Origin of the sequence: Agromyces sp. PvR057 (assembly GCF_040547485.1) — a bacterium.
In the GTDB taxonomy this organism is placed as follows: domain Bacteria; phylum Actinomycetota; class Actinomycetes; order Actinomycetales; family Microbacteriaceae; genus Agromyces.
Window position 1 is genome coordinate 1,402,516 of the sequence record NZ_JBEPPT010000001.1, and the last position, 24,588, is coordinate 1,427,103.

Genomic DNA, 24,588 nt, shown 5'->3' on the forward strand with positions numbered 1-24,588 from the left:
AGCATGACCTCCGAAACGGATGCCGCGGGCACGCCGACCGAGTCGTCGTTCGGCGTCGCCGTCGCCCAGTTCGCGCCCGGCGACGACACCGCGGCGAACCTCGCCGAGATCACGCGCCTCGCCGGGCTCGCCGTGTCCCGCGGCGCGGGCCTCGTCGTGTTCCCCGAGTACTCAAGCTTCTTCACCCCCCAGCCGGATGCCGCGTGGCTCGCGGCCGCCGAACCCGTCGACGGTTCCTTCACGGCCGCCCTCGCCGCGCTCGCCGATCGGCTCGGCGTGCACCTCGTGGCCGGCATGATCGAGCGCGTCGAGGGGGAGCCGCGCGTGTCGAACACCGTCGTCGCCGTCGCACCCGGCGCCGGAGTGGTGGCGACCTACCGCAAGCTGCACCTCTACGACGCGTTCGGCCAGCGGGAGTCCGAGTGGGTCGCGCCCGGCGCCGTCGAGGAGCCCGAGCTCTTCGATGCCGGCGGCCTGCGGTTCGGACTGCAGACCTGCTACGACGCGAGGTTCCCCGAGGTCACCCGTCGCATCGTGGATGCCGGCGCCGACGTCGTGTGCATGCCGGCCGAGTGGGTGCGCGGTCCGCTGAAGGAGGCGCACTGGCGGGTGCTCACCACGGCGCGCGCCCTCGAGAACACGATCTTCGTCGCCGCGGCCGACCACGCCCCGCCGGTCGGCGCGGGCAACAGCATGATCGTCGACCCCATGGGGGTCGAGCTCGCGACCATCGGCGAGACGACGGATGTCGCGGTCGCCTGGGTCTCGGCCGACCGCATCGCCGCGGTCCGGAGGGTCAATCCGGCGCTCGCGCTCCGCCGCTTCGGCGTCATGCCGCGCTGAGTCAGCCGCCTGCGCGCAGCGGGACCGTCTCGCCGAGGAGCAGCGGGCCGCCGGGGGAGTGCAGCGCCCTCGTCATCTGGATGCGGCGCTCCGACGTCGACAGCCCGTGATCGTGCTCGGCTCCGACGAGCCCGCGGTGGAACTCCGTGTCTGGCTCGGTCTCGACGAAGCCGCAGGTCTCGTAGAAGGGGGCGTTGAACGGCACGTCGGCGAAGGTGCGGAGGGTGATCCGGTCGTGGCCGCGGTGCTGCGCTTCGGCGGCGGCCGCCAGCTCTGCGGCCGCAGGAGCGCGATCAGCAGCTCGTCGGCCTCGTTCTCGATGGCCTCGGTGAGGTCGAGGTCGCGTCGCGACGCATGGCGGATGTCGATGCCGGGTGTCTCGCCGGCCGTCATCGCGCCCCGAGCCCCGCGAGCCGCGTCGAGGCCTCCTGCAGCACCTCGAGGCGCTTGCAGAACGCGAACCGCACGAGGCTCCGGGTGTCGGCGCGGCGCTCGGGATGCACGAACGCCGAGATCGGCACCCCCACGACGCCGGCGAGCTCGGGCAGCCGTCGGCAGAGCTCGGCGCCGTCGTCGAAGCCGAGGGGCGCGGCATCCGCCACGATGAAATACCCCGCCGCGGGCAGCGAGATCGCGAACCCGGCGGCGAGGAGCCCGGCGGCGAGCACGTCGCGCTTGGCGGCGAGGGCGGCCGCGGCATCCGTGAACACCGCATCGGGCAGGTCGAGGCCCGTGGCGATCGCCGGCTGGAACGGCGCGCCGTTGACGTAGGTGAGGTACTGCTTGACGGCGAGGATCGACGTGACGAGGTGCGCCGGGGCGACGAGCCAGCCGATCTTCCACCCGGTCGTGCTGAACGTCTTGCCGCCCGACGAGATGGTCACCGTGCGCTCGCGGGCACCGGGCAGCGAGGCGATCGGCACGTGCGCACCGTCGAAGACGAGGTGCTCGTAGACCTCGTCGGTGACGATGACGGCGTCGTGGCGTTCGGCGAGCTCGACGACCTTCGCGAGCACCTCGGCATCGAACACCGCGCCCGTCGGGTTGTGCGGGGAGTTGACGATGATGAGCCGCGTGCGCGGGCCGACGACGGACGCGAGCTCGTCGAGGTCGGGCCGCCAATCGGGGAACCGGACCGGAACCGTGCGGTGCACGCCGCCCGCCCTCGCGATGAGGGCCGCGTAGGCGTCGTAGTACGGCTCGAACGTGACCACCTCGTCGCCGTCGTCGACCAGGGCGAGGATCGTCGCCGCGAGCGCCTCGGTCGCGCCGGCGGTGACGAGCACCTCGGCCGCGGGGTCGACCTCGATGCCGTACCAGCGCTCCTGGTGCCGGGCGACGGCCTCGCGCAGTACGGGCATGCCGGTGCCGGGCGGGTACTGGTTGACCCCGTCGGCGATCGCCTGCCGTGCCGCCTCGAGCACGGCGGCGGGGCCGTCCTCGTCGGGGAACCCCTGTCCGAGGTTGATCGCGCCCGTGCGGGTCGCGAGCGCGCTCATCTCGGCGAAGATCGTGGCGGCGATGCCGCCGTCGGGCCCGAGGAGGCCGGCGCCCGCGGCCGTGCGCTGCCAGGGTCGGAGCCGTTCGGACGACGACGGGTGCACCCGTGGAATCGGTGGGAGATCGCTCACGCTCTCACCGTACGTCAGGGTGCGCCGGGTACGCTGACCCACGGCGTTCCAGCCGTCGGCATCCGCACTCGGAGCCTTCACCGCCGGCGGATAGCGAAGTCATAGACTTCGCCGATGCCCCGCACAGGTTGCGGCGAGAAGCTGGCTTCGCTTTGGAAGGAGCACACCATGACCGACAGCACCGACGGACGCAACACTCCCGATGGCGAGCAGGCCGCTGACGCCGCCGCGCAGTCCGTGACGTCCGAAGTCCCCGCAACGCCCGTGGCCGACGTCACCGCCGCCCCGATCACCGAGACCACGCCCGAGGCCGACACCGCATCCGCGACGGATGCCGCAGCCGACGAGGCCGCGCCCGTCGCCGCTCCGGCAGCTCCGGCCGCTCCGGCAACGCCCGCAGCGCCCGCCGCCGAAGCCCCGGCCGCACCCGCCGCGCCGACCACGCCGGCCCCCGTCCAGGCCACCGGCACCGTCTACACGCCGGGTCAGGCGCCGCAGCCCTATGCCGCTGCCGCCGCAGCCCCTGCTCGTGCAGCCGCCCCGACGGCTCCTGCCGCCCCGACGGCAGCCACCGCGCCGACGACCCCGATCGCGCCGCAGGCTCAGGCCGGCGCGACCCCGCCCGGCCAGGTGCCGCCCGCATTCGGCGGCCCCCGCCCCGGCGACCACCAGCCGACCCAGCCCTACGCCGGCGTCCCGCCCTACCAGCCGGGCGAGCCTGCGGCCCCCGTCTCCGGGGCGCAGCCGAAGAAGCGCGCGGGCTTCGGCCTGATCGCGGCGGTCGCCGTCGCGGCCGCCCTCATCGGCGGAGCCTCCGGCGCCGGCATCACGGCGCTCGTCAGCTCGAACGACCGCGGCACGACCTCGAGCGAGGCCGCGAACACGCAGAACATCGTCGTGAACGACACCGACTCGGTCAACCAGATCACCGCGGTCGCCGCGAAGGCGAGCCCCAGCGTCGTCACGATCTCGGTCTCCGGCAGCAGCGCGGCCGGCACCGGCTCCGGCATCATCCTCTCCGACGACGGCTACGTGCTCACGAACACCCACGTCGTCACGCTCGACGGCGAGATCTCCGAGCCGACCATCCAGGTCAAGACGAACGACGGGCACCTCTACGCCGCCACCGTCGTGGGCACCGACCCGCTCTCCGACCTCGCGGTCATCAAGCTGACGGATGCCTCTGGCCTGACCCCCCTCGAGTTCGCCGACTCCGACGAGCTCAACGTGGGCGACACGGCGATCGCGATCGGTGCGCCGCTCGGCCTCTCCGGCACGGTCACCAACGGCATCGTGAGCGCGCTGAACCGCTCGATCGACGTGGCCTCCTCGGCCGCGCCGACCACGCCGGACGACTCCACCGAGGGCGAGGGCGACGGCGGCCAGGGCGGCGAAGGCGGCTCCGACAGTCCGTTCGACTTCTTCTTCGACCTGCCCGACGGTGAGGGCGGATCCGGCGGCGAGCAGCAGCAGCAGACGGCGACCAGCCAGGTCTCACTGCCCGTGATCCAGACGGACGCCGCGATCAACCCGGGCAACTCGGGCGGCGCGCTGCTCGACTCCGACGGCAAGCTCATCGGCGTCAACGTCGCGATCCTGTCGACGGGCTCCTCGTCGGAGTCCGGCAACATCGGCGTCGGCTTCGCGGTTCCGGCGAACCTCGCCGAGCGCGTCGCGAAGGAGATCATCGACACCGGATCGGCCACGCACGGCCTGCTCGGCGCGGTCGTCACCTCCGCCGAGAGCGAGGGCACGAGCGACACCGTCGGTGCGCTCATCGCCGAAGACCCGGCGGCCGGCGGAGCGGCCGCGAACGCGGGCCTGCAGGCCGGCGACGTGGTCACCGAGTTCAACGGCGTGCCGATCACCGACCAGACCGACCTGACCGCGCAGGTGCGCGCACTGCCCGGCGGTGCGAAGACCACCGTCACGTACACGCGCGACGGCGAGTCGAAGACCGCCGACGTCACGCTCGGCACGTTCGAGGGCTGATCGCGAGACGCATCCACGACCGAGGCGGGGTCGGACCTGGAGGTCCGGCCCCGCCTTCGTCGCGTCGGCGGGATCGCCGAGCCCGTGCACCGCAGGTTCGCAGCGGGTCGGCTGCTAGGCTCGATCGACCCGATCACGAGTGAGGAACATGCCCGAGCAGCACCACCAGGCGACTCCGTCGCCGCTCGTCGGAGTCTCCTACGTGATGCCCGTCCTGAACGATGCCACGCATGTGCGGCAGGCCGTCGAGTCGATCCTCGCCCAAGACTACGAGGGCCCGGTCGAGGTGCTCATCGCGCTCGGCCCGTCGATCGACGGCACCGGCGAGCTCGTCGCAGACCTCGCCGACCGCGACGCGAGGGTGCGCGTGCTCGACAACGAGGTCGGGTCGACGCCGGCGGGCCTGAACCTCGGCATCCGCGCAGCCGTGCACCCCGTCGTCGTGCGCGTCGATTCGCACTCGATGCTGCCGGCCGAGTACACGCGCATCGCGGTCGACGTGCTGGAGCGCACGGGCGCCGACAACGTCGGCGGCATCATGGACGCCCAGGGCATCACGCCGTTCCAGCAGGCCGTCGCGCTGGCCTACACGACCAAGGTCGGCCTCGGCGGCGGCTCGTTCCACGTCGGCGGCGAGGCCGGGCCCGCCGACACCGTGTACCTCGGCGTGTTCCGCCGCGAGGCGCTGCTCCGCGTCGGCCTCTTCGACGAGCGCATCAAGCGCGGCCAGGACTGGGAGCTCAACCGGCGCCTGCGCGCGGCCGGAGGCCTCGTGTGGTTCACGCCCGAGCTCGCGGTCACGTACCGTCCGCGCGCCACGCTCGAGCGACTCGCCAGGCAGATGTTCTCGACGGGCCTCTGGCGCGGCGAACTCGCACGCAGCTTCCCGGGCGCCAGCGGCATCCGCTACTTCGTGCCCCCGCTCATGGTGGTCGGCGTCTTCGTCGGGCTCGTGCTCGGCATCGCGGGGCTCGTGCAGGTCGCGGTCGGCGCGACGCCGTGGCTGCTGCTCGGGTTCGCGATCCCCGCGGTGTACCTCGTCTTCGTGATCCTGGCGACCCTCCTCTACGCTCGCGGGCACGGTGTGCGCACGGCGCTGTGGTTTCTCGTAGTCTTGCCATGCATCCACGTCTTCTGGGGGGCCGGGTTCGTTCCGGGGTACCTCTCGTTGACCAGCAACATCGCACAGCACACGGGAAGGTGACACGGATGTCGCGCATCGACCCGCATTCGGCGAGGCCCTCGAGCATCGCCGAGCTCCGTGCCGTCGCGCAGCCGCCAGAGGTGCGCGGCCGCCGGAACGCCGAGCACTGGACCGCCTCGCTCTACCTGCGACGCTTCTCGCCCTACCTCACGTGGTGGCTGCTGAAGACGCCGATCTCGGCGAACGGCGTGACCGCGCTCATGATCCTCGTGGGCTGGTCGACGGCCGCCGCCCTGCTCATCCCGGGCGTCTGGGGCGCCCTGCTCGCGGTCGTGCTCGGGCAGCTGCAGATGCTCGTCGACTGCTGCGACGGCGAGGTGGCCAGGTGGCGTCGCACGTCGTCGCCCGCCGGGGTGTTCCTCGACAAGGTCGGGCACTACTCGACCGAGGCGCTGATCCCGCTCGCGCTCGGCATCCGCGCGGCCGCATATCCGCTCGAGTTCCCGGCCGACTTCCTGTTCACGACGCTCGGCGCGCTGCTCGCGCTCGTCATCGTGCTGAACAAGGCGCTCAACGACATGGTGCACGTGGCGCGCGCGAACGCGGGACTCGCGAAGCTCGCCGACACGCACGGCGAGACCGCGCCCCGTGGCGGCCTCGTCGCGAAGCTCCGCAAGGTCGCGCGCTTCGTGCCGTTCCACCGCCTGTACCACTCGGTCGAGCTGACGCTCATCGTCTTCGCGGCATCGCTCGTGGGGCTCGTGTTCGGACAGCCCCTCGTCGACCGCATCGTGCTCGCGGCGTTGGTGCCGCTCGCGGTCCTCGCCGTCATCGGGCATTTCGTCGCGATCATGGCGTCCAACCGTGTCCGCTCCTGACCTGCGCCCCCGCGTCGGGGTCGTCGTGCTCACCATGGGCACGCGGCCCGACGACCTGGTGCGCGGTATCCGGAGCGTGCTCGACCAGCGCGACGTCGAGGTCGACGTCGTCTGCGTCGGCAACGGCTGGGACCCCGCGACCGCCGATCCGGCGCTGCCCGAGGGCGTCAAGACCCTGCACCTGCCCGAGAACCTCGGCATCCCCGCCGGGCGCAACGCCGGCGTTCCCGAGGTCGAGGGCGACACGCTCTTCTTCCTCGACGACGACGCGTTCCTGCCGGGCACGGGCTTCCTGAGCGACGGATGCCGCATGCTGGCCGCGCGCCCCGAGCTCGGGCTCATCCAGCCGCGCGTCGTCGACCCCACCGGCCTCACCTCGCCTCGTCGATGGATCCCGCGCATCCGCAAGGGCGATGCCGCGCACTCCTCGCCCGTGTTCTCGTGCTGGGAGGGTGCGGTGCTCATGCCGCGCCGCGTGTTCGACGCCGTGGGCGGCTGGGCCGATCCGTTCTTCTACGCGCACGAGGGCATCGAGCTCGCGTGGCGCGTGTGGGACACCGGCCGCATCGCCTGGTACGCGGGCGACCTCGAGGCCGCGCACCCCGTCATCGACCCGGCCCGCCACGCGTACTACTACCGGCTCAACGCACGCAACCGCGTCTGGCTCGCCCGGCGCAACCTGCCGCTCCTGCTCGTGCCGTTCTACGTCGGATCATGGACCGCGATCCAGGTGCTGCGATGGGCCAGGCAGCCCGCCGCGCTGAAGGCGTGGTTCGGCGGCTGGCGCGCCGGCTGGCGCGAGAATCCGGGCGAGCGTCGGCCAGTGCGCTGGCGGACGGTGTGGCGCATGGCCCGCGCCGGGCGCCCGCCTGTCGTCTGAATCGACCCGTCCTGCCCTCGTAACGATCGGCTCTCGGTCGAGCGTCCGACGGCCGTCCGCGGCGTCCGGTCGGGCGCGCCTCGCTACCCTTGGTGAGTGGGATTGAGAAGAGATGCGCGCCGCGCCGTCAAGCTGGCCAAGGAGATCATCAGGTCACGGCGGGCCCAGCGCGCACTCGGCGCGAAGCTCGAGGAGCAGGCGCCGCTCGAGCCGCACCGGTTCCGGATCGGCGTCTACTTCGCCGACGGCAAGGTCAACCTCTACCAACTGCGCCAGTGGTACGCCCCGCTCGCCGAGCTCGCCGAGCGGTATCCGGTGCTCCTGCTCAGCCGCGCATCCGGCGCCGCGCTGGCGCTCCTCGACGAGTCGCCGTTGCCGGTCGCGTACGTTCGCCGGGTCGCCGACCTCGAGCAGGTCGTGCACGAGCAGGACCTGCACGTCATCTTCTACGTCAACCAGAACGCCAAGAACTTCCAGATGATGCGGTACGGCCGTCGCTGGCACGTGTTCATCAACCACGGCGAGTCCGACAAGATGTACATGACCACGAACCAGTTCAAGGCCTACGACTACGCCCTGATCGCGGGCGATGCCGCCAGGGCCCGGCTCGACAAGGTGCTCTGGGACTACGACTTCGACAAGCGGGCGATCCCGATCGGTCGACCGCAGGCCGACCACTACCTCGACGGCACGCGACTGCCGTACACGCCCGACGGGCGCGAGGTGGTGCTGTACGCGCCGACGTGGGAGGGAGACCGCGACGCGGCCGCGTACGGGTCGATCGCGACGCACGGCGTGGGCCTCGTCAAGGGTCTGCTCGCCACGGGCCGCCACCGGGTGATCTACCGACCCCACCCGCGCTCGGGCATCGTCGACCCCGGGTACGCCGCCGCGAACCGCGAGATCATCCAGGCGATCGCCGCGGCGAACGCGTCGGATCCGTCGGCGCAGCACTTCTACGATCACGGGCCCAGGCTCGGCTGGCAGCTCGCTGCGGCCGACGTCGCCATCGTCGACATCTCGGCGATGGTCTACGACCGGCTCGCGGCCGGCAAGCCGCTGCTGATCACGCGCCCCGCCAACCCCGCGGCGCAGATCGACACGAGCGGCTACCTGCAGGCCTGCGAGTGGCTCGACGCGACCGACCCCGCGACGCTCGTCGCGCGCGTCGACGAGGTCGCGCACGACGCGGCTGCGCTCGAGCGCCTCGGGTTCTGGGTCGAGCGCTACTTCGGCGATACGACGCCGGGCGTCACGACCGAACGGTTCCACGCCGCGGTCGATCACCTCATGGCCGAGTGGGAGCGCTTCGCCGCCATCCACGCCGCCGACGGGGAGATCGACGAGCACGACGAGGAGTCCGACGACGACGAGGTCGAGTCGCTCAGCTGACCTCGTCGGGGCCGACGGTGCCGGGCGGGCCGGCCTGGTCGGTTCCGGGGGCGTTCTCGCCGACGGATGCCGCGGCATCCGTCGCTCCGCCGAGCGTCGCGTCGCGGCGGGTGAGGCGCGACGCGACCGTGCGGATGCCGCGGCTCGTCGCCGTGGCGGCGACGCCGACCGAGGCACCGACGCGCGCGAGCCGTGCGGTCGTCGCCTGCAGCAGGGGCGTCGACTCCGTGGGCTCGAGCACGAGTGGCAGCACCGCCGGCGCCCCGCCGAATGCGAGCCGGGACTGCTGCAGCACCTTTCGACCGAGCAGGTGGTTGCCGGTGCCGCCGATGGCCGCGCCGATGCCGAACGGCAGCGCCTTGCCGATGATGCCCGCGCCGCCCTTGACCGCGAACTGCTTGATGAAGGTGGCGCGGAGGCGGTCGACGACGGGACCCATGAGCGCGCGGGGGAGTTCGTTCGTGATGAGCTCGCCCCAGTACGCGTCGCGGGCGATGCCCCTGCCGCCGGCCTGGCCGGCGAACTGGCGCACGAGGTCGACGCCCTCGCGGCCCAGCATGAGGGTCATCACGAGGGCGCGGGCGCGATCGGGGTTGTCGATGGCGATGCCGTGCACCTCGGCGACGGACTGCGCGAACAGCGCCGTGGCCTCGAGGAAGCCGGCGGTCTCGAGCCCGGACAGCGCGAGTGTCACGCCCGTGCCGATGCCGGGGACGACGGCGGTCGCGCCGACCGCGGCGCCGCCGGTCGTGACGGCGGCCAGGTAGCGCCGCTCGAGGATGCGCACGAGCTGGTCGGGCGTGCCGAGCGGGGCACGGCGACGGATGCTGCGGATGTGCGCCACGACCACCGGCCGCTGGATCGAGAGCACGAGGTCGATGCCGCGGTCGATGCCGGACGGCTGCTCGGCGGGCCGACCTGCGGCGCCGGTCGCCCCCGACTGCTCGCCGACGTGCTCGGCGTTCGGCTCGGACGGCATGCCGCCGCCCATCGAGGTGATGTTGTGCACGCGTTCGGGCATGCGGCGATGATACGTGAGCGTGCTGGGCCTGCGCCGGGGGTTGCGCCGGAGACCGCGATCGCGAAGGGTCGACGCGGTCGGGCCGCGCCGACACCCCGTCAGGTCGTGCCGTACTCGGCGTTGTAGCGATCGAGCACGTCGCCGATCGGGCCGTCGAGTTGGAGGGCGCCGCCGTCGAGGTAGAGGCCGCGCGTGCAGAACCGGCGGAGGTCGCGCTCGTTGTGCGACACGAAGAACATCGTGCGGCCGCCCGCGAGCAGTTCCTCGATGCGCGCGTAGCACTTCTCGCGGAACGCCTTGTCGCCGACCGCGAGCACTTCGTCGACCAGCAGGATCGGTTCCTCGAGCTGGGAGATGACCGCGAACGCGATGCGCACCTTCATGCCGCTGGAGAGGTGCTTGTACGGCGTGTCGAGGAACGCGCCGACGCCCGAGAACTCGACGACCTCGTCGAACTTCTCGTCGACCTGCGCCCGGGTCATGCCGTGCAGCCCGGCCGTCAGGTACACGTTGTCGCGCACGGTGAGGTCGTCGACGAAGCCGCCCGTGATCTCGATGAGCGGGGCGACGCCTCCCGTGACCTCGACGGTGCCCTCGTCGGCGATCATCACGCCGGCCACGAGTTTCAGCAACGTCGACTTGCCCTGGCCGTTGCGACCGACGACGCCGATCGCCTCGCCGGGGCGCACCGAGATCGACACGTTGCGGAGCGCCCAGAACTCGTCGGGGCGGGTGCGCCGCCGCCGGCCGGAGAGCAGGTCCTTGAACGAGCGCCGACCGCGACGATTGCGCCGGAACCGCACCCCGAGGCCGTCGGCTCGGATCGCGTACGGCTCGTCGAGCGCAGGCACGGTGGCCGTGGCATCCGTCATCAGATCTCCTTCAGCACCTGGCGGACGCTGCCGCGGAACACGAGCAGGCCGACCACGAGGATCGCGCACGACATGAGCGCGGCGATGACGACGTCGAACCAGTCGAGCTCCTGCGGGAAGAACGCCGAGCGATACAGGCCGAAGATGCCCGACAGCGGATTGAACGCGGCCCAGACGTGCAGCTGGCTCGGCAGGTCGGCGACGCCGTAGATGATCGGCGAGGCGTAGAACAGGAAGCGGAGCGCGAGCTTGACCGCGCGCTCGAGGTCGCGGAAGAACACGACGAGCGGCGCGACGATCAGGGCGACCCCGGCCGTGAGCACGGCCTGCAGCGCGATCGCGAGCGGGAAGAGCAGCAGGTTCCAGGTCACCGGTGCGTGGAACACGATCGCGAAGAGCGCGAGCACCGGCAGGGCGAGCAGGAACTCGATGCCCTTCGAGAGCACGATGCGGTTCACCCAGATCGTGCGGGGGATCATCGTCGATCGCACGAGCTTCGCGTCCTTCAGGAACGCCCGCGTCGAATCGGAGACCGCGCCGTTGAACCACATCCATGGCAGCAGCGCCGACAGCAGGAACACGATGTACGGGTCGGTGCCCACGCCCTTGTCGAAGACCTGGGTGAACACGAACCAGTAGATGCCGGCCATCACGAGCGGGTCGAGCACCGACCACACGTAGCCGAGTGCCGACGTGGAGTAGCGCACCTTCAGGTCGCGCGTGGTGAGCAGCCACAGCGAATGGCGATAGCGCGACCACCGGGTGCGCTGCAGCGGGTGGGCGTCGCCGTACGCGACCGTGGTGGTGCTCATCACGATCTCATCGTAGATGGCTCGCGACGGTAGGTTTGTAGCGGTGCCGTCTGCGGCGCCGACTGAGAGGAGCGTCGTGCGGCGTACAACCACCCGGGTCCTGCTGAGCTGCGCGGCGATCGGCGTCGGCGGCGGGCTCGTCGCCGGGGCCTCCGGCTACCTCGCCGCGGCGTTCGCCGCCTTCGGTCCGCTGTTCTACGGCGTCACCGTCGGCGCGCACTTCCTGCCGAGCATCGTCGCGCTCGCGCTGCTCAAGCGCCCGGGCACCGCGGTGCTCGCCGGGGTCATCGCGGGGCTGGTCGGCGCCGTCTTCGCGCCATGGTGGATCGGCCGGTTCGTCGGTACGGGCCTGCTCGTCGGCGCCCTCATCGAGGTGCCGTTCCTCATCACGCGCTACCGCCGCTGGAGCCCGTGGATGTTCTACGTCGCCGCGGTGTTCTCGGGCGTGGTGCTCGCGATCGGCGTCTTCATCGGCCTCGGCGCCGAGCACTACACGGTCTGGGCATGGGCGATCGCCCTGCCGCTCTGGGTGCTGAGCCCGGTCGCCTTCACGTGGATCGGCCGCCTCATCGCGGCGCGGCTCGCCAAGGCGGGCGTCGCGCAGTCGGCCGGCGAGACCCCCTGAGCCGCGAAGGGCGCTGACACGCGAAGAGCGGATGCCGCGTGGCATCCGCTCTTCACTGCTGTGTCGAACCGGTGGGTCGGCGTCGTGCGAGCGCCGACCTGCGATCACACGAAGTGGTTCGCCCGCTCGAGGTCTTCGGCGAAGTCGATCTCGACCGCGTACAGGTCGGTGATGTCCATCGGCTCGACGAGCAGGCCGTTCTTCTCGATCGCGAGCTCGAGGCCGCGCTCGAAGTAGTCCTGGTCGCCGACGCGACGCAGGTGCGCGAGGAAGGTCGCCTTGTCGCGGCTCGAGATGTAGTTGATGCCCACGGCCTCGCCCAGGCCGCCCTTGACGGTCTTCGAGAGCTCCTTGACGTAGCCCTCGGCGCTGATCGTGTACTTCACCTCTTCGTCGGAGACCTTGGCGTGGTTCACCGTGACGAACGACTGGTCGCGGGCGATGTAGGGCAGCGCGCGGTCGAGGATGCTGGGGTCGAAGACGACGTCGCCGTTCATCCAGAGCACGCCGCCGGCCTGCGAGGCCGCGAGGGCGCGCATGAGCGACTTCGACGTGTTCGTCTGGTCGTACTCCTCGTTGTAGACGAAGGACGCCTGCGGGAACGCCTCGATGATGTGCTCGAGCTTGTAGCCGACGACGATCGTCACGTCGGTGCCCGCGCCGAACGCATGCTCGATGTTGTCGAACTGCTGGCGCATGATGGTGCGGCCGTCGCTGAGTTCGGTGAGGGGCTTGGGGAGGGAACGCCCGAGCCGGCTCCCCATGCCTGCCGCGAGAATCACGATCTGGGTGGTCATTGCTGCTCCTTCGAGAGTCGGATGCCGCGGCCTCGGTGGTCGAGAGTTAACACGCAGTTCATCCGGAAGATCTGTTGAAGACACACCGTTATGCCGTGATCAGCGTAGCGGGAGCAGGTTACGGATGACTGAATGATCTCACGCTTCGTAGCGCGATCGTGATCCGGTGCACAGGAGATCCACAGCGTGCCGATCGTCGTCGCGCGTCGTTTGCGAGCGCCGGGCGGCCCGGCGTTGATAGGTTTGCGTGGTGACTTCTGTTTCGCGCTCCGAACACGACGACGAAGCTCCCGAAGGCACGGGCACGGGGGTGTCTGCCGACCGGGGGGCGTCGAACACGCGCGCCGAGGGCGACAGCGCCCGAACGTCCGCGTCGCCGGCGGCGCCGAGGCGGACTCCGGCCAAGCGCACGCCCTCGGCCGCCGCGAAGGGCACGGCCGCGAAGACCGCCACGGATGAGTCGACGGCGGCGACGACCCCGGCGGCGAAGACGACGGCTGCGAGGTCGACGGCCGCGAAGACGACCGCCGCCAAGACCACGGCGGCGAAGACCCCGGCCGCGAAGACGACGGCCGCGAGGTCGACGGCCGCGAAGACCACCGCCGCGAAGGCGTCGGCGGCGAAGACGGCCGCAGAGAAGGCCGCGGCGGCGAAGGCCGCGAACGAGTCGCAGGAGAGCGGCGAGGCGGGCGGGTCGAAGCGCACGGCGGCCTCGCGGGCGGCGTCCGCGGGCGCGGCCTCGGCACGCACCGACGCCGCGAAGTCCGCACGCACCGCGCGGACGGCCGCGAAGACCGAGGCCCCGACCGCGCGCACCAGGGCCGCGTCCGCAGCCGCGAAGCAGCGGCAGTCGCAGCGGGTCGCGGCGGCGATGACGACCGAGACCACGGCCGCCGAGCGGGCGCCGCGCAAGACGCTGCCCGCCGACGAGGCACCCGTCGAGATCGTGCCGGTCATCGTGCCCGCCGCCGTCGAGGAGTCTGCGCCGGTCGAGGCCGTGCCCGACGCCCAGGCCGCGCCGGCACCGGCACCCGAGTCGCCGGTCGAGGGCGCACCGATCGCCGCGGCCGCGGCCGTGCCGGTGGTCGAGGCGGCTCCCGCTCCCGCTCCTGCACCAGCCCCGGTCGTCGAGACGCCGGTCGAGGCCGTACCCGAACCGGTCGTCGAGGCCGTACCCGAGCCGGTCGTCGAGCGGCCGGTCGACGTCGCACCGGTCGTCGCGGCCGCCGCCGTCGCGGCAGCGGTCGCCGAGCCGTCCGCGGTCGCCGAGCCGTCCGCGGTCGCCGAGCCCGCCCCGGTCGCGGAGGCGCCCGTCGAGGTCGCCCCGGTCGTCGAGACGCCGGAGGCCCTTCCGACCCCCGACGTCCTCCCGACCTCCGACGCGGCCGTGTCCGAGGCCGCCACTGCGGTCGCCGTCATCGCGGCGCGCGCCAAGGCGACGCCGCGCAAGAAGCGCACGCTCCGCGTGGCGAGGGCCGCACCGCCCGCCGACGCACCCCGCGTGCTGGCGGTCGAAGGCCTCGTCAAGCACTTCGGCGGCAACACCGCCGTCGACCACATCTCGCTCGACGTCCGGGCCGGGTCGTTCTACGGCATCGTCGGACCGAACGGCGCGGGCAAGACCACCACGCTCTCGATGATCACCGGCCTGCTGCGCCCCGACGAGGGCTCCGTCCTCATCAACGACATCGACGCGTGGGCCGCCCCGCTGGCCGCGAAGCGCGCCACCGGGGTCCTCCCCGACCGACTCCGCCTGTTCGATCGGCTCACGGGCGGACAACTGCTCGCGTACTCGGGATCCCTTCGCGGGCTCGACAGCCGCACCGTCCGCGAGCGCAGCGCCGACCTCATCGCCGCGTTCGGGCTCGACGACGCGATCGATCGTCTCGTCGCCGACTACTCGGCGGGCATGACGAAGAAGATCGCACTCGCGTGCGCCATGATCCACGCGCCGCGGCTGCTCGTGCTCGACGAGCCGTTCGAGTCGGTCGACCCGGTCTCGGCGGCGAACCTCACCGAGATCCTCGAGCGTTACGTCGCCGGCGGCGGCACGGTCGTGCTCTCGAGCCACGGCATGGATCTCATCGAGCGGGTGTGCGACTCGGCGGCGATCATCGTCGGCGGGCGCGTCCTGGCATCCGGAACCCTCGACGAGGTGCGCGCCGGCCAGACGCTCGAGGACCGATTCGTCGAACTCGCCGGCGGGCGCAAGGCAGCGGAGGGCATGGAGTGGTTGCACAGTTTCTCCGACTGAAGCTGCGGCTGCTCGGCAACATCTTCCAGCGCAGCCCGTGGCAGATCGTGGGCGTCTCGCTCGGAATCGTCTACGGCCTCGTGATGTCGGTGCTGCTGTTCGGTGCGCTCGTCGGGCTGCGACTCGTCGAGGACGTGACGCTCGTGCGCGACGGCCTCGTCGTGGCCGGAAGCCTGACGGTGATCGGCTTCGTCGTGTTCCCGCTGCTCTTCGGCTCCGAGGACACCATGGATCCGCGGCGCTTCGCGCTGTTCGGCATCCCCGACCGCACGCTCGCCCTCGGGCTCGCGCTCGCGGCGACCGTCGGCATCCCGGCCATCGTGCTCGCCATCGTGCTCGTCGGCACGGTCGTGACCTGGTCGCGCGGGTTCGGCGAGGTGGTCTTCGCCATCCTCGGCGCGGCGCTCGCGTTCGCGACCTGCCTGCTCGCAGGGCGGGTCGCCACCTCGATCGCCTCGCTCGTGCTCGCCACACGGCGGGCGAAGGAGATCGGGGGAGTGCTCGGGCTCGTCGTGGTCGTGCTGCTCTCGCCCGTGATCGTGGTGCTGGTGACGCTCGACTGGCAGGCCGACGGGCTGCTCTTCCTCGAGGCGGTCGCCGGTGTGCTCGGCTGGACGCCGCTCGGCGCCGCGTTCGCCGTTCCCGGCGACGCCGCCGCGGGCCTCTGGCTCTCCGCGATCGTGAAGGTGCTCATCGCGGCGGCGACCCTGGCCGTGCTCTGGCTCGGTTGGCGGGCCCTCGTCGCCCGCATGCTCGTGACGCCGGGCCGCGAGGCATCCGCGAAGCAGTACCGGGGTCTCGGCTGGTTCGATCGGATGCCGGGCACCGCCGCCGGCGCGATCGCCGCGCGCAGTCTCACCTACTGGGGTCGCGACGCCCGCTACTGGGTCTCCATCGTGATGCTCCCGCTCGTGCCGCTCCTCGTGCTCGTGCCGCTCACCCTCGCCGGATTCCCGCTGACGGTGACCGCGCTCATCCCCGTTCCACTCCTCTGCCTGCTGCTCGGGTGGACCCTGCACAACGACACCGCCTACGACAGCACGGCCGTGTGGCTGCACGTGGTCTCCGGTGTGCGCGGGTCGGCCGACCGGCTCGGCCGACTCGTTCCGGTCCTGATCGGCGGGATGCTCGTGATCGGCGTCGGCGCGGCGCTGACCATGATCGCGATCGATGACGACACGGTGCTGCCCTCGCTCATCGGCGTGAGCACGGCGCTGCTCTTCGGCGGCCTCGGCGTCGGGTCCATCGGCTCGGCGAGGTTCCCGTATCCGGCCGTGAAGCCCGGCGACTCGCCGTTCCAGCAGCCGCAGTCGACGGGCGCGATCTCGGCGCTCGTGCAGTCGATCACGATGCTCGGCTCCCTGCTGGTCGCCGTTCCGGCGGTGTACTTCGCCTACCTCGGACTCACGGACGACCCGAAGTGGCACGCGATCTCCTTCATCGCCGGAACCGCCGCGGGATTGCTCGTGCTCGTGATCGGCGTGTTCGCCGGAGGCCGCATCTTCGACCGGCGCGGACCCGAGATCCTGGGCGCCGCGCTCCGAGCCTGAGCGGTCGATACGACGGGGCGGAGCTGCGGGTCGCGCCGTCGGCGCATCTGCGCGCACCGGTGCCCGACCGCCCGGCTGGCCGTAGAATCGACCCATGATCATGTCCGTGAACGCCAGCATCGCCGATCCCGACGCCCCCGGCGGAACCACCTCGGTGCTCGACCGCGAGCTCGAGAAGCTCCTCCAGGACGAGGCGATCGAGCCCGGCGACCACGAGCGCTTCTCGCACTACGTCAAGAAGGACAAGATCCTCGAGTCGGCCATGACCGGCAAGCCCGTCAAGGCGCTCTGCGGCAAGAAGTGGACCCCCGGGCGCGATCCCGAGAAGTTCCCGGTGTGCCCGACCTGCAAGGAGATCTACGAGCGGATGAAGCAGGGCTGAGCGCCCGCTCCGGCCGGCCGCCACGCGCCGCTCGCTCGGGATCGGCTCGGCTCGGCTCGTGATCGATCAGCGGTAGGTCGTCGGGATCGCGGCGTCGCCGCGTCCGAGTCGGAACGCCTCGATCGGCAGCTCCTGCATGGCGTCGGCCCGGTGCGCACGAGCGGCCGCGGTGCCCTCGGGCCCGAGGTGCGCGGCATCCGCAACGCCATCGGTCATGAGGGGCATCATGAGCGGACGCAGCCGGGTGCCAGCCTCGAACTCCGCCTCGCCGCCGGGGCCGTCGCCGATGAACACGAGCTCCTCGCGTGCCGTGCGCGTCGAGTCGAGCCGTCGTGCCGCGTTCTTTCGACCTCCGACGCTCGACTTCGAGGCCGAGGCCTTCGCGACCGAGACCCAGTCGCCGGCATCGTCGCGACGTGCGACGAGCTTGAAGACCATGCCGGCTGCGGGGGACCCCGAGCCGGTCACGACCGACGTGCCGACCCCGTAGGCGTCGACCGGCGAGCCCGAGAGCCCGGCGATCGTGAACTCGTCGAGGTCGCTCGTGACGGTGATGCGCGTGTCGACGGCGCCGAGCTCGTCGAGCTGGTCGCGGACGCCGGCGACGACGGCGGCCAGGTCGCCCGAGTCGATGCGCACGGCGCCGAGCCCGGTGCCGGCGACCCGCACGGCGGTCTCGACGCCCTGCCGGATGTCGTAGGTGTCGACGAGGAGCGTCGTCTTGGGCCCGAAGGCCTCGACCTGCGCCCGGAACGCCGCCTCCTCGGAGTCGTGCAGCAGCGTGAAGGAGTGCGCCGCGGTGCCCATGGTCGGGATGCCCCAGGTGCGCCCGGCCTCGAGGTTCGAGGTCGCGTCGAAGCCGGCGATGTACGCGGCGCGTGCGGCGGCCACGGCCGAGCGTTCGCCCGTGCGGCGCGAGCCCATCTCGGCGATCGGTCGTCCGAGTGCGACCGAGACCATGCGTGCGGCGGCGCTCGCGACCGACGAGTCGAAGTTCAGCGTCGAGAGCACGAGCGTCTCGAGCATGACCGCCTCGGCGAACGTGGCCTGGATCGTCAGCAGCGGGGACCCGGGGAAGTACACCTCGCCCTCGCGGTAGCCCCACACGTCTCCGCGGAACCGGTAGTCGGCGAGCCAGTCGATCGTCTCGGGCCGCACGACGCCATTGGCGCCCAGCCATTCGAGCTCGGTCTCATCGAAGCGGAACTCCGAGATGAGCTCGAGCAGGCGTCCGGTGCCGGCGACGACGCCGTAGCGGCGCCCGTCGGGCAGCCGGCGGGCGAACGCCTCGAAGAGGCTCTCCCGATGCGCGGTGCCGTTCTGCAACGCGGCATCCACCATGGTGAGCTCGTATCGGTCGGTGAGCAGCGCTGAGGACCCGGTCACGTCGATCAGCCTACCGATGGATGCCGCGTCGCGGCGCACCCCCGACGGACTCGCCTAAGCTGGGCTGTCGTGACGGATGCACCGATCGGGATCTTCGACTCCGGCGTGGGCGGGCTCACGGTGGCCCGAGCCGTGAAGGACCAACTGCCGAACGAGTCGATCCTCTACATCGGCGACCTCGAGCACTCGCCCTACGGGCCGAAGCGCATCGCCGACGTGCGCGGCTACGCGCTCGCGGTGCTCGACGACCTCGTCGCGCAGGGCGTGAAGATGCTCGTCATCGCCTGCAACACCGCATCCGCCGCGATGCTGCGCGATGCGCGCGAGCGCTACGACGTGCCCGTGGTCGAGGTGATCCAGCCGGCCGTGCGCCGTGCGGTCGCGACGACCCGCAACGGCCGAGTCGGCGTCATCGGCACCGCCGGCACCATCTCGTCGCGCGCGTACGACGACGCGTTCGCCGCGGCACCGCACCTCGACCTGCACACCGTCGCCTGCCCGAGGTTCGTGGAGTTCGTCGAGGCGGGCGTCACGAGCGGCGCCGAACTGCTCGCGGTCGCCGAGGAGTACCTCGCGCCGCTGCGCGCGGCCGACGTCGACACGCTCGTGCTCGGCTGCACGCACTACCCGTTCCTCAAGGGCGCGATCTCGTACGTCATGGGCGAGCGCGTCTCGCTCGTCTCGAGCGACGTCGAGACCGCGAACGACGTGTACCGCGTGCTCGTGAGCACCGGCACCGAACGCACGTCGGCGATGCCCCCCAGCTACCGCTACGAGGCGACGGGCGGATCGACGAGCGCGTTCCTCGACCTCGCGCACCGACTCATCGCGCCCGAGATCCCGAGCGTCGAGCTCGTGCAGACCGGCGCCGTGACCATTCCAGACCAGGTACGACTTCGACAGGAGAACGCATGACCGAGGCATCCGAGAACCCGATCGTCCGTGCAGACGGCCGCGCACCCGACGACCTGCGCGAGGTGAGCATCGAGCGCGGCTGGAGCGAGCACGCCGAGGGCAGTGCGCTCATCTCGTTCGGGCGCACGAAGGTGCTCTGCACGGCGAGCTTCACGAACGGCGTCCCGCGCTGGATGGCGGGCAGTGGCAAGGGTTGGGTCACGGCCGAGTACGCCATGCTGCCGCGCGCCACGAACACGCGCAACGACCGCGAGGCCGTGAAGGGCCGCATCGGCGGACGCACGCACGAGATCAGCCGGCTCATCGGTCGCAGCCTGCGGGCCGTCGTCGACATGAAGGGCCTCGGCGAGAACACGATCCAGATCGACTGCGACGTGCTGCAGGCCGACGGCGGCACCCGCACGGCGGCGATCACGGGCGCGTACGTGGCCATGGCCGACGCGATCGAGTGGGCGCGCGGCAAGCGGTTCATCGGCCAGAAGGCGACGCCGCTCATCGACACCGTCGCCGCCGTGTCCGTCGGCATCGTCGCCGGCACGCCGATGCTCGACCTCGCCTACACCGAGGACTCGCGCGCCGAGACCGACATGAACGTCGTCGCGACCGGCCGCGGCCTCTTCGTCGAGGTGCAGGGCACCGCGGAGGGCGCGCCGTTCGACCGCCGCGAGCTCGACGCGCTGCTCGACCTCGCGCTCGGCGGCACCGCGTCGCTCACCGAGATCCAGAAGGCCGTGCTGGCCGAGGCCAGGGCGAACGCGTGAGCCTCGAGATCGTCCTCGCGACCCACAACGCGCACAAGGTCGCCGAGTTCCAGCGCATCATCGGCGAGCGGATGCCGCACGCCACCGTCGTCTCGTACGACGGCCCCGAGCCCGTGGAAGACGGCGTGACCTTCGCCGAGAACGCCCTCATCAAGGCGCGTGCCGCGGCCGCGCACACCGGACGCGTCTCGCTCGCCGACGACTCGGGCATCGTCGTCGACGTGCTCGGCGAGGCGCCCGGCATCCTGTCGGCGCGTTGGGCCGGTCACCGGGCGGGCGACGAGGCGAACCGCCGCCTGCTGCTCGACCAGCTCTCCGACCTCGCGCGCCCGAACCGCGGCGCCGAGTTCCGGTGCACGATTGCGCTGGTCGTGCCCGACGGCCTGCTCCCGGGCGGCTCGGAGTTCGTCGCCGAGGGGCGGTGGCGCGGCACGGTCGCGTACGAGCCGCGAGGATCCCACGGCTTCGGCTACGACCCGATCTTCGAGCCCGACGGGCACGAGATCACGGCGGCCGAGCTGACGCCCGACGAGAAGAACGCGAAGAGCCACCGGGCGCTCGCGTTCGTCGAGCTGCTGCCCGAACTCGAGCGCGTCGCCGAGCGCGTCTCGGCGGCCGTCGCGCAGGGCGACGCCGAGGCCTGAGAACGCGACTCATTCCCATCACGGGCGGCGCCCGCGTTCCGCGCCTACGCTTGACGTGATGGCACATTCCCACGATCACTCGCACGGCCACGCCCATGGCGCGGCGAATCGCACCAGGCTCTGGATCGCGATCGCCATCATCGGCGTGTTCCTCGTGGTGCAGGTCGTCGGGTCGGCGCTCACGGGCTCGCTCGCGCTGCTGGCCGACGCGGGCCACATGTCCAGCGACCTCATCGGCCTGGTCGTCGCGCTCATCGCGGCCACGGTCGCCGCGCGTCCGGCGACCGACCGCCAGACGTTCGGGTATCGGCGTGCCGAGGTGCTCGGAGCGCTCGTGAACGGCGTGATCCTCGTGGTCGTCGCCGTGACTGTGGCGATCGGCGCGATCTCCAGGCTCGTCTCGGGTGCGGCGGGCGAGGCGCACGAGGTCGCGGGCGGCGGCATGCTCATCGTCGGTGCCGCGGGCCTCGTCGCGAACATCGCCGCCATGCTCGTGCTGCGGGGCGGCGCGAAGGACTCCATCAACGTCCGCGGCGCCTACCTCGAGGTGCTCGGCGATATGATCGGCTCGGTGCTCGTGATGATCGCGGCGCTCGTGATCGTGCTCACCGGCTGGGACGCGGCCGACCCGATCGCCTCGATCGGCATCGCGGTGCTCATCGTGCCGCGTGCGATCTCACTGCTGCGCGACGTCGTGCACGTGCTCTTCGAGTCCGCCCCGGTCGACACGGATGTCGCGGAGATCCGCGAGCACCTGCTCCGCACGCCCGGCGTGGTCGCCGTGCACGACGTGCACGTCTGGCAGATCACCTCCGGACAGCCCGTGTTCTCGGCGCACGTCGAGGTCGAGCCCGAGGTGTTCGCGTCGGGTCGCACGGGCGAACTCCTCGACGAGCTCGGCGGCTGCCTCACCGCGCACTTCGACGTCGAGCACTCCACGTTCCAGCTCGAGCCCGCGGGCCGGGCGGGTCAGGAGCAGGGCACGCACCGCTGAGCGGTGGCAGGCGGCAACCGCCGAGCCGGGGCATCCGCTCAGCCGCGACATCCGCCCGTTGGGGTGTCGGCCGTGCGATCGCCGTGGGTCAGCGCTGGTCTTCGGGGCCGCGCTCGAAGACCTCGGGGTCGAGCACGAGATGCTCGGCCTCGGTCTCGTCGGTGATGACGTCTTCGCCGGCCCGCTCGGCCTTCTTGGCCTTGGAACGCTCGCGCAGGTAGTGCCAGAGCGTGATGAAGGCCGTGCCGCCGACCGCGGCGAGCAGGATCAGGTCGATGTAGGACTTGACGAAGTCGGCCACGGGCGGGATGAAGCCGATGCCGTAGCCGAACATCGTGAGGCCGAAGCCCCAGAGCACCGCGCCGACGAGGTTGTAGAGGGTGTACTTGCCCTTGCCCATGTGGCCGACACCGGCGGCGATCGGCGTGAACGTGCGCACGACGGGCACGAAGCGCGCGAGGATCACCGCGAGTGCGCCGAAGCGCTCGAAGAACGCGTTCGTGCGCTCGACGTTCTTCACGCTGAACAGGCCGGATTCCTTGCGTTCGAAGATCGAGGGCCCGGCCTTGTGGCCGATGTAGTACCCGACCTCGCCGCCGACGAAGGCCGCGAGGCCGATGAGCAGCGAGACCCACCACACCGAGATGCCGAAGACGCCGTGCGGCGAACCCTCGAGCGGGTGGGAGAGGAGCCCCGAGATGACCAGCAGGGTGTCGCCGGGCAGGAGGAAGCCGACGAGCAGGCCCGTCTCGGCGAAGATGATGCCGCACACCACGAGCAGGGCCCACGGGCCGGCGCCGCCGATGATGGTCTCGGGGTCGAGCCATGGGATGAGGGCGGTGTTGATCACGGAGGTGCTCCTGTCGTCGTCGGACACGGCGGTGCCGTAGCTCGGGCGGCGTGGTGTCGTTGCAGTCTACCGAGCGGACGACCTGCCCGACTGGGGGAGAACCCCGAAATCATCCCGGGGTATGACGCCGCTCACCCGAAGGGGGCAGACGGCGGCGCCGCGGCATCCGATCGGGTGAACGGCTGCCGCGGCGCCGACGGGCCGCGGGACGGGCCGCTACTGCCCGAGGCCCTCGAAGATCGCGCCGTTCAGGCGGAAGGACGCCTTCGCCTCGTCGATGAGCGCGTCGACCTGCACGGGATCGAGGGCGAGCGCGTTCATGGCGTCGCGGTAACGACGCTTGTAGCGCACGGGACCCTCGTCGCCGAGGTCGAAGTCGTAGAAGGTGAGCTGCTCGGGCGTCGCCCCGTAATGGCGGGCGACGAGCGCGGCGATCGCCTGCCCGCCCGAGAGGTCGCCGAGGTAGCGGGTGTAGTGGTGCGCGAGGTAGCGCACGTCGTCGTCGGACACGGCGCGCAGGTGCGCGGCGTACGCGGCGGTCGCGGGCAGCGCGGGGTGGGTCTCGCGCCAATCAGCCGCACCGAGCGCGGCGAGGTCGGACTCGATCGCGGCCAGGCGCGCCAGCTGCGGGTCGAAGACCTCGCCGTCGCCCTCACGGCTGCCGCGCTCCTCGAGCGCTTCGTAGACCCAGGCGAACTGCGCGAGGTAGCGCGTGTAGTCGTCGAGCGAGAGCTCGCCGCCCATGAGCCGGGTGATGAACCCGCGCGTCTCGGCGTTGCGGTGGTCGTCGGCGGTGGCGGCGCGAACGAGTGCTGCGACGTCGAGCGGCTCGGTGGCGGCCACGGACTCGGCGGGGGGAGCGATGGTCATCGGGCGCGTCCTTCGTACGGAGATCAGGTAAGCCTCACCTTACATGGTGCTCGCGCTCGGCGGATGTCGGCGGACGCCGGTAGCGTCGGTTCATGCGATACGGGTTCATCTACACCGGCGACGATCCCGAGCTGGCGGTCGAGCTCGCGGCCCTCGCCGAGGCGCACGGTTGGCACGGCTTCTTCGTCTGGGAGGGCATCTGGGCGACCGATCCGTGGGCCACGCTCGCCGCGGCCGCCGTCAAGACCGACGCCATCCGGCTCGGCACCATGCTCACGCCGGTTCCCCGCCGTCGTCCGTGGGAGCTCGCCGGGCAGACCATGACCGTCGACCGCCTCTCGAAGGGGCGCGTGATCCTCTCGGCCGGCCTCGGCGTGCCCGAATCCGTCGAGCCGCGGTTCTGGCTGTTCGAGTCCGACCCCGGCCGGCGCGAGCGCGCCGAACTGCTCGACGAGTCGCTCGAGATGCTCGAGCTGCTCTGGCGGGGCGAGCCGTTCGAGCACGCGGGCCGGCACTACCGCGCGACGCGCGCCGAGAGCATGCTGCCGCCCGCGGCGGTGCAGCAGCCGCGCATCCCCGTGTGGGTGGTCGGCGTGTGGCCAGCGCCGAAGTCGATGCGTCGCGTCGCCCACTACGACGGCTGGTTGCCGAACTTCGCGCCGCCGGGCGCCGCGATCGCGCCCGGCTCGCCCGGGTTCACGCCAGAGGTGGCCGGCGAGGCCGTCGAGTGGATCCGTCGTGAGCGCGAACGGCTCGGCCTCGCCGGCCGGCCCTTCGACGTCGTGCAGGAGGGCTCGACGGCCGGCATCGATGCCGATGCCGATGCGGCGGTCGTGCGCCCGTGGGCCGACGCCGGCGCGACCTGGTGGCTCGAGGCCGACTGGAACGTGCCGGCAGAGGGCATCGAGGAGTACGCCAGGGCCCGCCTCGAGGCGGGGCCGCCCCAGATCTGAGGCCCGCGCCCCGTGGCGGCGTACGGGCGACGCGACGGCACGCGCGTCACGGCGTCAGTCGCGTTCGAACGCGGTGCCGCATCGACCCACGGACTGGAGTCCGATCGTCTCCGCGTTCCGGCACTTCGTCGAGCGCGGGGCC

Annotated in this window: 24 protein-coding genes; 15 read left to right on the plus strand and 9 right to left on the minus strand. The window is 71.7% G+C overall.

Annotation, left to right across the window (positions count from 1 at the left end):
- Nucleotides 1-3 precede the first annotated feature (3 nt).
- Nucleotides 4-843, plus strand: coding sequence for a carbon-nitrogen hydrolase family protein (locus ABIC29_RS06335; protein ID WP_354243680.1), 840 nt, complete (start codon nt 4-6; stop codon nt 841-843).
- Nucleotide 844: 1 nt separating this feature from the next.
- Here the strand turns inward: ABIC29_RS06335 and ABIC29_RS06340 are convergent, their stop codons facing one another.
- Nucleotides 845-1,048 (minus strand): hypothetical protein, encoded by a 204-nt coding sequence (locus tag ABIC29_RS06340; protein ID WP_354243682.1) that lies wholly within the window; start codon nt 1,046-1,048, stop codon nt 845-847.
- 184 nt (nt 1,049-1,232) lie between these two features.
- Complete coding sequence (locus ABIC29_RS06345) at nt 1,233-2,474, minus strand: aminotransferase class I/II-fold pyridoxal phosphate-dependent enzyme (RefSeq protein WP_354243685.1); 1,242 nt, start codon at nt 2,472-2,474, stop codon at nt 1,233-1,235.
- A 168-nt stretch (nt 2,475-2,642) separates the two neighbouring features.
- On the opposite strand from ABIC29_RS06345, the gene ABIC29_RS06350 reads away from it, so the two are divergent.
- The 5 genes from ABIC29_RS06350 to ABIC29_RS06370 all read left to right on the plus strand — a co-directional run bounded on the left by ABIC29_RS06350 (nt 2,643) and on the right by ABIC29_RS06370 (nt 8,760).
- A complete protein-coding gene (locus ABIC29_RS06350) occupies nt 2,643-4,466 on the plus strand; it encodes a S1C family serine protease (RefSeq protein ID WP_354243688.1) in 1,824 nt (607 codons plus the stop codon).
- A gap of 148 nt (nt 4,467-4,614) precedes the next feature.
- Nucleotides 4,615-5,670, plus strand: a complete 1,056-nt coding sequence (locus ABIC29_RS06355) for a glycosyltransferase family 2 protein (protein ID WP_354243691.1) — start codon at nt 4,615-4,617, stop codon at nt 5,668-5,670.
- 5 nt (nt 5,671-5,675) lie between these two features.
- Nucleotides 5,676-6,488, plus strand: a complete 813-nt coding sequence (locus ABIC29_RS06360; RefSeq protein WP_116081349.1) for a CDP-alcohol phosphatidyltransferase family protein — start codon at nt 5,676-5,678, stop codon at nt 6,486-6,488.
- A gap of 34 nt (nt 6,489-6,522) precedes the next feature.
- Nucleotides 6,523-7,368 (plus strand): glycosyltransferase family 2 protein, encoded by an 846-nt coding sequence (locus ABIC29_RS06365; protein ID WP_354244617.1) that lies wholly within the window; start codon nt 6,523-6,525, stop codon nt 7,366-7,368.
- Nucleotides 7,369-7,464: 96 nt separating this feature from the next.
- Nucleotides 7,465-8,760: a CDP-glycerol glycerophosphotransferase family protein gene (locus ABIC29_RS06370; RefSeq protein ID WP_116081350.1), complete on the plus strand. Its 1,296-nt coding sequence runs from the start codon at nt 7,465-7,467 to the stop codon at nt 8,758-8,760.
- On the opposite strand, the gene ABIC29_RS06375 is transcribed toward ABIC29_RS06370, so the two are convergent.
- The 3 genes from ABIC29_RS06375 to ABIC29_RS06385 all read right to left on the minus strand — a co-directional run bounded on the left by ABIC29_RS06375 (nt 8,753) and on the right by ABIC29_RS06385 (nt 11,465).
- Nucleotides 8,753-9,781 carry a hypothetical protein gene (locus ABIC29_RS06375; RefSeq protein ID WP_354243694.1) on the minus strand — a complete coding sequence of 343 codons (1,029 nt, stop codon included), beginning with the start codon at nt 9,779-9,781 and terminating at the stop codon, nt 8,753-8,755. The genes ABIC29_RS06370 and ABIC29_RS06375 overlap by 8 nt on opposite strands.
- Before the next feature lie 98 nt (nt 9,782-9,879).
- Nucleotides 9,880-10,653, minus strand: coding sequence for an ABC transporter ATP-binding protein (locus tag ABIC29_RS06380; RefSeq protein WP_116081351.1), 774 nt, complete (start codon nt 10,651-10,653; stop codon nt 9,880-9,882).
- On the minus strand, nt 10,653-11,465 hold the full coding sequence (locus tag ABIC29_RS06385; RefSeq protein WP_116081352.1) for an ABC transporter permease: 813 nt from the start codon (nt 11,463-11,465) through the stop codon (nt 10,653-10,655). The genes ABIC29_RS06380 and ABIC29_RS06385 overlap by 1 nt, the downstream gene beginning before the upstream one ends.
- A 76-nt stretch (nt 11,466-11,541) precedes the next feature.
- Between ABIC29_RS06385 and ABIC29_RS06390 the strand changes: the two genes are divergently transcribed.
- The gene (locus ABIC29_RS06390; protein WP_158551785.1) at nt 11,542-12,090 is read left to right on the plus strand and encodes an ECF transporter S component; all 549 of its coding nucleotides are present in this window, start codon (nt 11,542-11,544) and stop codon (nt 12,088-12,090) included.
- A gap of 104 nt (nt 12,091-12,194) precedes the next feature.
- Here the strand turns inward: ABIC29_RS06390 and ABIC29_RS06395 are convergent, their stop codons facing one another.
- Entirely contained in the window at nt 12,195-12,887 is a 693-nt protein-coding gene (locus tag ABIC29_RS06395) for a phosphocholine cytidylyltransferase family protein (RefSeq protein WP_116081354.1), read from the minus strand.
- A gap of 310 nt (nt 12,888-13,197) precedes the next feature.
- Here ABIC29_RS06395 and ABIC29_RS06400 point away from each other — a divergent pair, with 310 nt between their 5' ends.
- From ABIC29_RS06400 to ABIC29_RS06410, 3 genes are all read left to right on the plus strand, one after another.
- Nucleotides 13,198-15,141: an ABC transporter ATP-binding protein gene (locus tag ABIC29_RS06400; RefSeq protein WP_354243699.1), complete on the plus strand. Its 1,944-nt coding sequence runs from the start codon at nt 13,198-13,200 to the stop codon at nt 15,139-15,141.
- Entirely contained in the window at nt 15,117-16,691 is a 1,575-nt protein-coding gene (locus ABIC29_RS06405) for a hypothetical protein (protein ID WP_354243701.1), read from the plus strand. Before ABIC29_RS06400 ends, ABIC29_RS06405 begins: the two co-directional genes overlap by 25 nt.
- 100 nt (nt 16,692-16,791) lie before the next feature.
- A complete protein-coding gene (locus ABIC29_RS06410) occupies nt 16,792-17,073 on the plus strand; it encodes a DUF3039 domain-containing protein (RefSeq protein WP_116082481.1) in 282 nt (93 codons plus the stop codon).
- Nucleotides 17,074-17,139: 66 nt separating this feature from the next.
- Here ABIC29_RS06410 and ABIC29_RS06415 read toward each other — a convergent pair whose 3' ends face one another.
- Nucleotides 17,140-18,459, minus strand: a complete 1,320-nt coding sequence (locus ABIC29_RS06415; RefSeq protein ID WP_116082484.1) for a nicotinate phosphoribosyltransferase — start codon at nt 18,457-18,459, stop codon at nt 17,140-17,142.
- A 69-nt stretch (nt 18,460-18,528) separates the two neighbouring features.
- On the opposite strand from ABIC29_RS06415, the gene murI reads away from it, so the two are divergent.
- Genes murI through ABIC29_RS06435 form a run of 4 tightly spaced genes read left to right on the plus strand, consistent with a single transcriptional unit; the run spans nt 18,529 to nt 21,773 of the window.
- On the plus strand, nt 18,529-19,374 hold the full coding sequence (murI, locus tag ABIC29_RS06420; RefSeq protein ID WP_116081356.1) for a glutamate racemase: 846 nt from the start codon (nt 18,529-18,531) through the stop codon (nt 19,372-19,374).
- A complete protein-coding gene (gene rph, locus ABIC29_RS06425; protein ID WP_116081357.1) occupies nt 19,371-20,135 on the plus strand; it encodes a ribonuclease PH in 765 nt (254 codons plus the stop codon). The genes murI and rph overlap by 4 nt, the downstream gene beginning before the upstream one ends.
- Nucleotides 20,132-20,779, plus strand: a complete 648-nt coding sequence (gene rdgB / locus ABIC29_RS06430; RefSeq protein ID WP_354243705.1) for an RdgB/HAM1 family non-canonical purine NTP pyrophosphatase — start codon at nt 20,132-20,134, stop codon at nt 20,777-20,779. The genes rph and rdgB overlap by 4 nt, the downstream gene beginning before the upstream one ends.
- A gap of 58 nt (nt 20,780-20,837) precedes the next feature.
- Nucleotides 20,838-21,773, plus strand: a complete 936-nt coding sequence (locus ABIC29_RS06435; RefSeq protein WP_116081359.1) for a cation diffusion facilitator family transporter — start codon at nt 20,838-20,840, stop codon at nt 21,771-21,773.
- Nucleotides 21,774-21,861: 88 nt separating this feature from the next.
- Here the strand turns inward: ABIC29_RS06435 and ABIC29_RS06440 are convergent, their stop codons facing one another.
- Together ABIC29_RS06440 and ABIC29_RS06445 are read right to left on the minus strand one after the other, a co-directional pair.
- On the minus strand, nt 21,862-22,620 hold the full coding sequence (locus ABIC29_RS06440; protein ID WP_502915465.1) for a DedA family protein: 759 nt from the start codon (nt 22,618-22,620) through the stop codon (nt 21,862-21,864).
- A 219-nt stretch (nt 22,621-22,839) separates the two neighbouring features.
- Entirely contained in the window at nt 22,840-23,493 is a 654-nt protein-coding gene (locus tag ABIC29_RS06445) for a biliverdin-producing heme oxygenase (RefSeq protein ID WP_354243709.1), read from the minus strand.
- Nucleotides 23,494-23,585: 92 nt separating this feature from the next.
- Between ABIC29_RS06445 and ABIC29_RS06450 the strand changes: the two genes are divergently transcribed.
- A complete protein-coding gene (locus tag ABIC29_RS06450; protein WP_354243712.1) occupies nt 23,586-24,446 on the plus strand; it encodes an LLM class flavin-dependent oxidoreductase in 861 nt (286 codons plus the stop codon).
- The last annotated feature ends 142 nt before the right edge of the window (nt 24,447-24,588 follow it).

Bases quoted from the DNA above. Each gene is read 5' to 3' on its own strand.
- ABIC29_RS06335 (WP_354243680.1), top strand. From the start codon at position 4: ATGACCTCCGAAACGGATGCCGCGGGCACGCCGACCGAGTCGTCGTTC.
- ABIC29_RS06355 (WP_354243691.1), top strand. From the start codon at position 4,615: ATGCCCGAGCAGCACCACCAGGCGACTCCGTCGCCGCTCGTCGGAGTC.
- ABIC29_RS06395 (WP_116081354.1), bottom strand. From the start codon at position 12,887: ATGACCACCCAGATCGTGATTCTCGCGGCAGGCATGGGGAGCCGGCTC.
- ABIC29_RS06360 (WP_116081349.1), top strand. From the start codon at position 5,676: ATGTCGCGCATCGACCCGCATTCGGCGAGGCCCTCGAGCATCGCCGAG.
- ABIC29_RS06410 (WP_116082481.1), top strand. From the start codon at position 16,792: ATGTCCGTGAACGCCAGCATCGCCGATCCCGACGCCCCCGGCGGAACC.
- ABIC29_RS06450 (WP_354243712.1), top strand. From the start codon at position 23,586: ATGCGATACGGGTTCATCTACACCGGCGACGATCCCGAGCTGGCGGTC.
- ABIC29_RS06435 (WP_116081359.1), top strand. From the start codon at position 20,838: ATGGCACATTCCCACGATCACTCGCACGGCCACGCCCATGGCGCGGCG.
- ABIC29_RS06375 (WP_354243694.1), bottom strand. From the start codon at position 9,781: ATGCCCGAACGCGTGCACAACATCACCTCGATGGGCGGCGGCATGCCG.
- ABIC29_RS06350 (WP_354243688.1), top strand. From the start codon at position 2,643: ATGACCGACAGCACCGACGGACGCAACACTCCCGATGGCGAGCAGGCC.
- ABIC29_RS06385 (WP_116081352.1), bottom strand. From the start codon at position 11,465: ATGAGCACCACCACGGTCGCGTACGGCGACGCCCACCCGCTGCAGCGC.
- ABIC29_RS06380 (WP_116081351.1), bottom strand. From the start codon at position 10,653: ATGACGGATGCCACGGCCACCGTGCCTGCGCTCGACGAGCCGTACGCG.
- ABIC29_RS06445 (WP_354243709.1), bottom strand. From the start codon at position 23,493: ATGACCATCGCTCCCCCCGCCGAGTCCGTGGCCGCCACCGAGCCGCTC.
- ABIC29_RS06365 (WP_354244617.1), top strand. From the start codon at position 6,523: ATGGGCACGCGGCCCGACGACCTGGTGCGCGGTATCCGGAGCGTGCTC.
- rph (WP_116081357.1), top strand. From the start codon at position 19,371: ATGACCGAGGCATCCGAGAACCCGATCGTCCGTGCAGACGGCCGCGCA.